The organism is Pseudomonas sp. GXM4, assembly GCF_008923895.1.
Taxonomy (GTDB): domain Bacteria; phylum Pseudomonadota; class Gammaproteobacteria; order Pseudomonadales; family Pseudomonadaceae; genus Aquipseudomonas; species Aquipseudomonas atacamensis.
In genome coordinates this window covers 1-1731 of record NZ_WBRZ01000481.1, presented here as the reverse complement: position 1 = coordinate 1731, position 1731 = coordinate 1, and the positions used below count along the sequence as shown (strand labels likewise).

General features: G+C 61.1%; 1 protein-coding gene. It reads left to right on the top strand.

Annotated elements, in window-relative coordinates; genetic code table 11:
* Window positions 1–118: 118 nt before the first annotated feature.
* On the top strand, window positions 119–1648 hold the full coding sequence (locus F8N49_RS27585; RefSeq protein ID WP_071172913.1) for a DHA2 family efflux MFS transporter permease subunit: 1530 nt from the start codon (window positions 119–121) through the stop codon (window positions 1646–1648).
* The last annotated feature ends 83 nt before the right edge of the window (window positions 1649–1731 follow it).

The window sequence follows — 1731 nt, the reverse complement described above, 5'->3', positions numbered from 1 at the left end:
GACCCAGCGGGGATAAATCCCCTCGCCACAGATAATCCCCTCGCCACAAGGGCCTGCTACCACAGGGCCGGCTGTGTTCATCAGGCCGCAGCGACCATCAGGTTTCATAGGATTCACAATGAGCAATAACGCTTCTTTCACGCCGCCCAGCCTGTTGCTCAGCACCATCGGCCTGTCGCTGGCGACGTTCATGCAAGTGCTCGACACGACCATCGCCAACGTGGCGCTGCCGACGATTTCCGGCAACCTCGGGGTGAGTTCGGAGCAGGGCACCTGGGTTATTACTTCGTTCGCCGTGAGCAACGCGATTGCGCTGCCGCTGACCGGTTGGCTGAGCCGCCGCTTCGGCGAGGTGAAGCTGTTTCTGTGGGCGACGATGCTGTTTGTGCTGGCGTCGTTTCTCTGCGGTATCTCGACTTCGATGCCCGAGCTGATCGGCTTTCGCGTGCTGCAAGGCCTGGTCGCCGGGCCGCTGTACCCAATGACACAGACGCTGTTGATCGCGGTCTATCCGCCGGCGAAACGCGGGATGGCCTTGGCATTGCTGGCGATGGTCACGGTGGTCGCGCCCATTGCAGGGCCGATTCTCGGCGGCTGGATCACCGACAGTTACAGCTGGCCTTGGATCTTCTTTATCAACGTGCCGATCGGCATCTTTGCGGTGATGGTGGTGCGTTCGCAACTGGCGAAACGGCCGGTGGTGACCAGTCGCCAGCCAATGGATTACGTCGGTCTGATCACCCTGATCATCGGTGTCGGCGCGTTGCAGGTGATCCTCGACAAGGGCAATGACCTGGACTGGTTCGAGTCGAATTTCATCATCGTCGGCGCGGCGATTTCCGTGGTCGCCCTGGCGGTGTTCGTGATCTGGGAAATGACCGACCGCCATCCGGTGGTCAACCTGCGCCTGTTCGCCCATCGCAACTTCCGCATCGGCACGCTCGTGCTGGTTTTGGGTTACGCAGGCTTCTTCGGCATCAACCTGATTCTGCCGCAGTGGTTGCAGACGCAAATGGGCTACACCGCGACCTGGGCTGGACTTGCCGTGGCGCCGATCGGGATTCTGCCGGTGCTGCTGTCGCCGTTTGTCGGCAAATACGCGCACAAATTCGACCTGCGTCTGCTCGCCGGCATTGCGTTTCTGGCGATCGGTCTGAGCTGCTTCATGCGTGCCGAGTTCACCAACGAAGTCGACTTCCAGCACATTGCGCTGGTGCAGTTGTTCATGGGCATCGGTGTGGCGCTGTTCTTCATGCCGACCCTGAGCATTCTCATGTCGGACTTGCCGCCGAGCCAGATCGCTGACGGCGCAGGCCTGGCGACTTTCCTGCGGACACTGGGCGGCAGCTTCGCGGCGTCGCTGACCACCTGGATCTGGATTCGCCGGGCCGATCAGCATCATGCGTATATGAGCGAAAGCATCAGCACCTTCGAGCCGGCAACGCGCGAGACGTTGAATACGTTAGGTGGGGCGAGTCAGTCGGCGTATGCGCAGATGGATCAGATCCTCACGAGCCAGGCGTACATGCTGTCCACCGTGGATTACTTCACGTTGCTGGGCTGGGGGTTCATGGGGTTGATTCTGATTGTGTGGCTGGCTAAGCCGCCGTTTGCCGCCAAAGCAGGGCCTGCCGCCAGCGGGCACTGATCCCGCAAGATCGTTCCCACGCTCTGCGTGGGAATGCCTCAACGGACGCTCTGCGTTCGGCTCTGGATGGGACGCGGAGCGTC